An 8,633-nucleotide genomic window follows, 5' to 3' on the forward strand; every position below is an offset into this window, starting at 1 on the left:
TGTACTCTATATCCCCATTTTTAAATCCGATCAGTGCAAAGAGCGAAGGTGTACATAACATTATTTATTTCGGTAAAAATAGTAGCTACTAGAAGAATTTGTTTCTTAATGGGTTTTCTTTTGCGTTTTCTGGAGGTATGTAAAATGTTAAGGCATGTATTCAATAAGCGAGTGAAATATCAAAAACAAAATGTTGAAGATAAGCAAAGTGATATACCTAGTACTATTTATATAGATATCCACGCTAATCTCGACAATATAAAAAGGATATTGAATGCACCATCTGATCTTATCCAAAGAATTTTTACAATAGGGGATAGTGAAAAAAAGTGCGCGATCGTTTGTATAGATGGATTAGTAGATAAGGATATGATAAATGACCAATTGATTAAGAATATTCAATTGGGTATGCAGACTGCCAAAAAGGAAGTGCCGGCTTCTGACGATGAAATAATGAAGAAATTGGAGAATGAGGTTTTATCCACTTATGAACTTAAAATAGCAGATATATTGGATGACGTGCTACTTGCTATTTTGTCTGGTGATACAGCTTTATTTATCAATGGAATAGATAAAGTATTACTAGTTGGAAGCAAGGGATGGGATAGTCGCGGAATTGACGAACCTCAAACGGAATCATTGGTAAGGGGGCCGAGGGAAGGGTTTACTGAGAATATTCGTACGAATACCATGCTTGTTCGTAGACAGGTAAGGGATCCTAATCTACGGCTTGAATCAAGTAAGGTGGGACGGCGATCCAAAAGAGACCTTGTTGTTTGTTATGTTGAAGGAATTGTTCATCCAGATATAGTAGCAGAGGTTAAAAGAAGGTTGAAGACAATAGATATTGATGAGGTTGCAGAAAGCGGGACCATTGAACAATGGATTGAGGATAGTTCCTTGTCACCCTTTCCACAGGTGTTGCATACTGAAAGGCCGGATAGGGTAACAAGCGCAATCTTACAAGGAAAAGTTGCTATTCTTTTAGATGGCACACCTTTTGTGTTAATTGCACCGACTACATTTGTTTCCCTCTTTCAATCACAGGAAGACTATTATGAGCGTTGGATTATTGGATCGTTGCTTCGAATGTTGAGATATGTAGCAGCTTTTTTTGCCGTGTTTTTACCGGCTCTTTATATTGCGCTTGTATCGTTTCACCAAGGGATGATCCCTTCAAAGTTAGCTTTTTCGATTGCTGGGGCGAGAGAGGGAGTGCCCTTTCCGGCAATCATTGAAGCGCTGATGATGGAGGCTACATTAGAGTTACTCCGTGAGGCCGGGATTCGATTGCCCAAACCGATTGGGCAAACGATTGGTATTGTCGGCGGGTTAGTCATCGGGGAAGCAGCTGTACAAGCTGGAATAGTGAGTCCGGTTATGATTGTGGCTGTAGCGGTTACAGCTATTTCTTCCTTTGCGATTCCTTCATACGGTGCAGGGATTGCCTTTCGAATTTTAAGGTTTGGTACGATGCTCGCAGCCGGAATTTTTGGGTTATACGGAATTATTCTCACTTACATTATGATTAACATTCATATTACTAGACTAAAAAGCTTTGGGATTCCTTATTCCACACCATTTGCACCAATGTTTTATAGGGATTGGAAAGATGTGGTCATTCGTGCCCCGATAACCGCGATATCCAAAAGACCGCAATATATGCAGACGGTTGATGAAACAAGAATAGGTAAAGGAGATGAGAGTTCATGAAGTCCTTTGAATATGGTGACAGCGAGGTAGGTAGAAGAGAAGTTCTAGCGGGTGTTGCCAATATGGTCATTGGATTTGGGATTCTTACTCTCCCGCGTACAGTCGCAAATGCTACGCATTCAATAGATGGGTGGATTTCAATCAGCCTTGGGGGATTGAGTGTTATTTTTTTTGCATGGGTATTAGCCAAGTTGATAAGCCGATTTCCTAAAAAGAATCTTCATGAGTTCACAAGTTTAATCATTAATAAACCGATAGCAACCATTTTAACGTTTTTATTTGCTTCATACACGATGCTTTTTGTTTGTTATGAGATGAGGATTGTTGCAGATATATCAAAATTATATTTGTTTGATCGGACACCTGTAGAGGTTATCTGTTTTGTATTTTTCTTAGTTACTATTTATGCCGTTTCTGGACCAAGTACAGCTATACTTCGTCTTAATCTTTTGTTTCTGCCTATCATATTATTTATTATTTTGCTTTTAATTGTAATGAATGTAGGCTTTTTTGAATTTAAAACCACAAAGCCCTTCTTTCACACTGGTTGGAGTGAAATTCTACGAGGTTCAAAAGAAACGCTATTTTCCTTTTTAGGCTTTGAAATTTTATTATTTTACAACGCCTTTATAAATGAACCTAAGAATACGATTAAATTCACTATAATGGGCATGTCCATTCCGTTATTTTTATATTTACTCGTATTTGTGTTTGTTGTTGGAGTTTTTGGTACCGAGGTTGCGGAAAATACACTTTATCCAACAGCAGAGCTAGCTAAACGTGTGGAAATACCAGGAGGATTCTTTGAGAGATTTGAATCAGTCTTTTTCACAATTTGGGTTGTCACTCTTTTTAGTACGGCATCGATGGCCTTTGATGTAACCTTATTAGCCTTTGGTTCTATTTTTAAAAAGATAAAACGAATGACGTTTATTTTTATTCTTTCTCCACTTATTTATATTATCGCCATGTCACCGCAAAATTTTGCTGAGACTTCTATATTTGGAGAATGGATTGGCTACCTAGGGATTGGGTTTAGCATGTTCATGCCGTTGCTTCTACTTGTGATTGCTATGATGCGTGGGGTAAAGGGGAATGGATAAGTTATATAGAAGTATATGGATTTTTTGTTTACTCTTTTTGGTGACGGGGTGTTGGGATCAAAATGAAATCGAAGAAAGAGGGTTTGTAATTGGTGCAGCCGTTGATATGGTTGAGGATCAAACGGATGATTCTGTCGGGGAGATGTCCGAGAAAGAGCGGGGTGAAAAGTATAAGTTAACCTATCAATTTGTTGTGCCAGGAAATTTTATTGGAGGCGGAGGCGGTCAATCGGGCGGAGGGGCATCAGAAGGAAAACCATTTTTAAATCTTACATCAGAAGGAACAACCATTCATCAAATTACTAGAAGGATGGCCACTGAGACCAGTCGTAAGCCATATCTGGAGCATATTAATCTCATTGTTCTGTCAGAGGAACTTTCAAGAAAAGGACATCTTAAGGATGTTATGGATTTTTTTGTGCGTGATCATGAAATGAGAAGAGTAGCAAAAGTGATGGTGAGCGAGGGGGAAGCGAGAAAGACTTTGGAAATTAGTCCGCAGCATGAAAAAATGCCGGTTTTATTTATTGAATCACTAAGTGAAAATGTAGTAAAACATAGTACTTCTCTACCACCTATAAATATTGGCGATGTTCATAGTTACTTATTAAAGGGAAATAGTTTTATTATACCGAGAATTGTTGTTAAGAACAATAAAGGGGCTCTTTTAGGAGCTGCTATATTTAACTCTCAAGGTCAAAAAATGATTGGCACTCTTAATGAAAGTGAAACACTAGGACTTAATCTTATTACAGAAAAGGTTGAGAGCGCCGTACTTGAATTTTTGATGGATGGCCAACTTGTTGCTTTTGAAATTAAAGGTGCTGAAAGTAAAATCGCGGCTGATGTTTCTAACAAAGATCAAATTAAATTTACGGTGAAAATTAACGTAGACGGCAATGTGGGGGAATTGTACGGGGATTTAGCTTTAGAAAATCGATCGGTATTATCTGAAATCGAAGAAAAAACCGCTAAGGAAATAGAACGTATCACTAATCGTGTTATTGATAAGGTCCAAAAAAAGTACAAGGCTGATGTCTTTGAATTAGGAGCTTATTTAAAGCAAGAACATTATAAGACATGGAAACAAGTAAATAAAGAATGGGATAAGGGGGGGAATTATTTTTCAAAAAGTGTGATTGACGTTCAAGTAAACGTTGAAGTAAGGCAAGTTGGAGCGTCCATTAAAATGATAAAATAGAGAGGAGTTGAATGCTTATGTGGCACTGGATAGAGGATAGAATTCCCACTTTTATACTTGCTATATTATCTTCGCTCATTCCATGGGGGATATATAAATTGAACCAGGCCTTTCATCAATACGCTGACCCGCCATGGAAAAAAGATGATGAGTCACAGTGACAAAATGAACTGTGGGTAAAATGTGTATAAGTTTGTGGATAAGTTACTATTGAAATGAAAAGAAGTTAGAGCGGGTACCTTGAGAGGTGCTTGCTCTAACTTATAGGTTTCTTTGGGAATCATTCTTTGGAGGTGCTAATTTATAAACCATCTATTTTTTCTTTTAGTATTTAGCTACTTCAGCAGGGTACCTCTGTTGTAAATAACTCGCAAGTGCATCTACAGCTAATGGGCCATCTTCGACTAGTTTTCCTTTTGTAAAGGCGGTGAAGCCATCTCCACCTGAAGCTAGATAATTGCTAATAGCAATCGTATATGCCTTTTTGGATTGAATTTCCTTACCATGAATGTCTTTTAATGTGATAATACGGCTGCCGACAGGGGCAGTATTATTCCAAGTATACGTTAATCCTACAGCTTGCAATCTATTCTCCTCAGCTTTAGTCCACTGTTGTTCTAAAGCTGCTTTTATTTGTTCTCCAGTTAAGGTAATCTTCACGAAGCGATGATGAAAAGGTAAGGCCGTATAAAGGTCTTCTTTCGTAATAATTCCTTCGTTTAAGCTTGCTCGAATTCCGCCGTGGTGATAAAAAGCAATATCGGTCCCAGATATGTTACGCCCAGATTCTGCGATTATTTTTGCTAAAGGAGATTCACCGTTGCCGTTTTGTTTCCTCGTTATTTCTTTTGGTGCTTTACCTATTATTTTATTCATATAAGGGGCTATACGTTTTTTATATTTGTTTAAAAGTGTGAGTGTTTCTTGATCAGGATTGATTTTATGATGAACAGTGGGGATAATCGTTGCTTCTTTGTGAATAATCTCTTTTGTGTGACGATTAATGGTGAGTTTTACTTCTGAAAAAGCTTTTCCATAAGAGTAAGCTTGAACGATTAGTTTATTGTCTACGATTGTATTTGCATATGCATGATTATGACCGCCGAATATTACATCGACTTCATCATCCATTTGTGGAGCCATCTTCGCTAAATCTTCATGAGGGTTTCCTCCTGTCTTACCAGATTTAGCGGAGATATGAGCGAGCACTACAATGGAGGTTATTCCTTTTTTCTTTAATACTTCCGCTGTTTGATTGATAGCTTGAACTTCATCAATCACTTCGATTTCTTCTTTGTATTCTGGGAGTAGAAACTTCGTCGTTTCGGTTGTCACTACACCAATAAAACCAATATTTATTCCATTGATTTGTTTGATTATATATGGAGGAAATAATAGATTCCCCGTTTTTTTATTGATTATATTAGCGGAACAATAAGAGGTAGTTGAACCTGAGAAAGCGCCTGTCTCTCCATTAATCAGCCGCTGCATTTCATGAACCCCTTCATCAAATTCATGATTTCCAGGTGTTCCGACATCAATGTTTAGAAGGTTTAGATATTCAATCGTTGGTTCATTTTGATGTAAAGAGGAGATAGGAGGGCTTCCGCCGACCATATCACCGGAATGAACAAGGAGGGTATGTTCGTTTTCTTGTTTGTACTTTTTTAAATAGGCAGCTAAATATTCAGCGCCTCCTACTTTATTTCCTGATAGATCTTGGTATTTGTCCAGCTGACCATGAAAATCATTCAATCCTAATAATTGAATGTGTGTGTGGTCATTGGCTATAGGCGGATGGAATGAAGCTATTGAACCATCGGTCGTTCCTAAAATGAAGAATAACAGCAAGAACCCAAATGATACTCTATGAAGTATTGACAAGCTGTATGCCCTCCTCTAGGTTGTTATGTTCAGTATAAGGGGAGAGATTTAAGAGAGTGTAAAGGGGGAGTTAATTTTTGTTAAATATTAGTTTGTGTAGCCAATTTTAATCTTTTTTTGCGTAATGACTAACGACGAATATCATGGTAAAATCTTCAAAAAATTGATATATGTTTAATTGGAAAGTGCCAAAAGTATCATATATAGTCTTTTGGCTCTACTTATAAGGAGGGATTGTATTTGAAGAAAAAGAGTTTGCTAGTTTTTATTATTTGTATGTTTGCTTTTCACATGTTACTTCCGTCATTAAAGGTTCAAGCTGCCGAAAATCTTACTTATTGGTCTGAAGAAACACAGGAAGTGTATGAATCTCTACTTCCCTATACATTAGAATGGAGTGGGGATGTATTAAAAAATGGAGGGTTTGATTTAGATTCAGGTCGTATAACAACTGATAAAACAATCGCCGACTTTGTCATTAATCAGTATGGAGATATAGGAGCGAGAAAGATTGCTGAACTGCCTAAACAATCTTTAGATGAACCGTTAAATATAGCGGATGTGTCATTTCCAACAGATGGATTAGGCTACCCGTTGACAAGCTTAAAAGTAAAATCAGGCAGTACATATTTGATTCAATTGGATAGCGGGGATTTTGCGAAAGTGCATATTGATCAAGCTTCATCTTCAAAAGTTAATTTTACCTTTGTCGTTCAAACAGATACATTACCGGATGAAGATCCGACACTGCCTGATGAAGAGGAAGAGGTAAATGTGGTCGACTTAATCTCCTCACAATCCTTTGTATCCATGGATGTCGGTCAATCAAAATCTGTTTCACTTACAGCAAAATACTCTAATAATAGTAAGAAAACAGTTACAAATACTGCTAAATGGAAGTCAGAAAAAACCTCCATTGCGAGTGTGACAAAAGGAAAAATAAAAGGAGTTTCTGCTGGGCAAACAACGATTTCAGCAGAATATGAAGGAATAACGATAAAAATTAAGGTAAGTGTAAAAAGTAAAACAGTAAAACCAATTAAAGGAATAGCTGGGACAGCTGTTGCAGCAGGTGACAGTCATACACTTGTGCTTAAAAAGAATGGAACAGTATGGAGTTTTGGTAAAAACCAAACAGGACAATTAGGGAATGGGAATACAAAGAATCAATATACTCCTGTTCAGGTAAAAGGCCTTAAAAATGTAAAGGATATTGCGGCCGGATATAATTTTTCTTTAGCTTTAAAAAAGGATGGGACGGTTTGGATGTGGGGGAATAATGAACGGAATCAAATTGGAGATGGAAAAACAGGATCTAGCTTAATGAAAAATGTTTTAGTACCATATCAAGTTAAATCATTAACGAAAGTGAAATCCGTATCTGGAGGCACTTATTATAGTCTTGCTGTGAAATCAGATGGGACGGTTTGGTCGTGGGGCTTTAATGATGCTAGCCAATTAGGGATTGTTAAAACAATTGCTTATCAAAATAAGCCAGCTAAAGTTCTAGGTCAAGATGGTGAAGGTTATTTGAGTCAAATCAAACAGGCTGACGGCGGATATAGACATACACTTGCAGTTGCTAACGATGGAAGCTTATATACATGGGGAGAAAACACATACGGAAAGCTGGGCATCGGTACCGAAACTTCAATTTATGATATATGGTCAGATGGCGCCAATTCAGCCGTACCGGTAAAAGTATCGCTGACTAAAGTGATTCAAGCAGAAGCAGGATCTGAGCATACAGTCGCGATAACTGCAGATGGGACAGTATGGTCATGGGGTTCTAATGATTATGGGCAATTAGGTGTTGGAAAAAAATACAGTAAAAAGAAAGTACCTGCTAAAGTATTGCGTGCTAATTAATAAAGTTCATTAGTCTTTGTTATAAGTAAATAGAGAAGCATTCAAATAGGCCAACCACACATTGTGGTTGGCCTATTTTGGGGTGTGCGCCAAATCTTTAGGGGGAAAGTTCTGAACTGTGAAGACAGAGGTAACGGTTAGCTTAACGCAAAGGTGTTCGTGGTGACGAAGAATATGAAGGGAGCGACCGGCAAACTTCCGGTCTGAGGAACATGAACTTCATAGGGGCTAGGTATCATTGGATAGGTTTGCTTATAATTGTCACTAAAATAATCGATAGTCCGAAAACATAAATAAACAAATAATTATCTGTTCATTATTGCGTTATCAATCGATAATTATTATCATTAATAATGGTTATCAATTAATAAATTAGAACTTATTTAAAATAGATTTTGTTGAATGTATAGAAATTTTATTCTAGGGGTGTTTAGGAAGGTGTGTAAAAGATGGATTTAATTGTCCGTGATGAAAATGGGATTAAGGTAGATTGTCTAGAGTATGGTTATAAAAAAGAGAATCTTGTGAGTCATTCAAAAACTTTGCAATGTGGGGATGTTTTAACAGTTTCTAACAAGGGAAAATACGTTGTAGGAGTTGGATGGTTTGTTTTAATAAGAGTTAATAAAAAAATAACAGACTATATGTGGATTAAGGAACTAGAGGAAGCTATTCATTCTAATAAAGTCATGACCATTATTGATTGTATGCTTGATTATTTTAATGTATCTTTTCAGCTGGATCGAGCTTTAGAATCTCGTAATAAGCAATTATTTTTAAGTCTTTCAGAGAAGAAAACAAAGTTATCTTTTCTTTATGATAGGATACTCCTAAAATTACCAGTTTAATTATAGTTTTAATTT

General features: G+C 36.9%; 6 protein-coding genes. 5 read left to right on the top strand and 1 reads right to left on the bottom strand.

What is annotated here, in order from left to right:
* Nucleotides 1–144 precede the first annotated feature (144 nt).
* The 3 genes from V7068_RS13110 to V7068_RS13120 are packed head-to-tail and all read left to right on the top strand — an operon-like array spanning nucleotide 145 to nucleotide 4,017.
* The gene (locus tag V7068_RS13110) at nucleotides 145–1,713 is read left to right on the top strand and encodes a spore germination protein (protein ID WP_499713160.1); all 1,569 of its coding nucleotides are present in this window, start codon (nucleotides 145–147) and stop codon (nucleotides 1,711–1,713) included.
* Nucleotides 1,710–2,816 (top strand): GerAB/ArcD/ProY family transporter, encoded by a 1,107-nt coding sequence (locus V7068_RS13115; protein ID WP_499713161.1) that lies wholly within the window; start codon nucleotides 1,710–1,712, stop codon nucleotides 2,814–2,816. Before V7068_RS13110 ends, V7068_RS13115 begins: the two co-directional genes overlap by 4 nt.
* The gene (locus V7068_RS13120; protein ID WP_499713162.1) at nucleotides 2,809–4,017 is read left to right on the top strand and encodes a Ger(x)C family spore germination protein; all 1,209 of its coding nucleotides are present in this window, start codon (nucleotides 2,809–2,811) and stop codon (nucleotides 4,015–4,017) included. The genes V7068_RS13115 and V7068_RS13120 overlap by 8 nt, the downstream gene beginning before the upstream one ends.
* Nucleotides 4,018–4,341: 324 nt before the next feature.
* Here V7068_RS13120 and V7068_RS13125 read toward each other — a convergent pair whose 3' ends face one another.
* Entirely contained in the window at nucleotides 4,342–5,901 is a 1,560-nt protein-coding gene (locus tag V7068_RS13125) for a bifunctional metallophosphatase/5'-nucleotidase (protein WP_499713163.1), read from the bottom strand.
* 240 nt (nucleotides 5,902–6,141) lie between these two features.
* Here V7068_RS13125 and V7068_RS13130 point away from each other — a divergent pair, with 240 nt between their 5' ends.
* Both V7068_RS13130 and V7068_RS13135 read left to right on the top strand, forming a co-directional pair.
* A complete protein-coding gene (locus tag V7068_RS13130) occupies nucleotides 6,142–7,770 on the top strand; it encodes an RCC1 domain-containing protein (RefSeq protein WP_499713164.1) in 1,629 nt (542 codons plus the stop codon).
* Between the two features lie 449 nt (nucleotides 7,771–8,219).
* Nucleotides 8,220–8,618: a hypothetical protein gene (locus V7068_RS13135; protein ID WP_499713165.1), complete on the top strand. Its 399-nt coding sequence runs from the start codon at nucleotides 8,220–8,222 to the stop codon at nucleotides 8,616–8,618.
* Nucleotides 8,619–8,633: the final 15 nt, after the last annotated feature.

Source organism: Bacillus sp. JJ634 (genome assembly GCF_036962285.1).
Taxonomy (GTDB): domain Bacteria; phylum Bacillota; class Bacilli; order Bacillales; family DSM-1321; genus Peribacillus; species Peribacillus asahii_A.

Bases quoted from the DNA above. Each gene is read 5' to 3' on its own strand.
- V7068_RS13110 (WP_499713160.1), top strand. From the start codon at position 145: ATGTTAAGGCATGTATTCAATAAGCGAGTGAAATATCAAAAACAAAAT.
- V7068_RS13115 (WP_499713161.1), top strand. From the start codon at position 1,710: ATGAAGTCCTTTGAATATGGTGACAGCGAGGTAGGTAGAAGAGAAGTT.
- V7068_RS13120 (WP_499713162.1), top strand. From the start codon at position 2,809: ATGGATAAGTTATATAGAAGTATATGGATTTTTTGTTTACTCTTTTTG.
- V7068_RS13135 (WP_499713165.1), top strand. From the start codon at position 8,220: ATGGATTTAATTGTCCGTGATGAAAATGGGATTAAGGTAGATTGTCTA.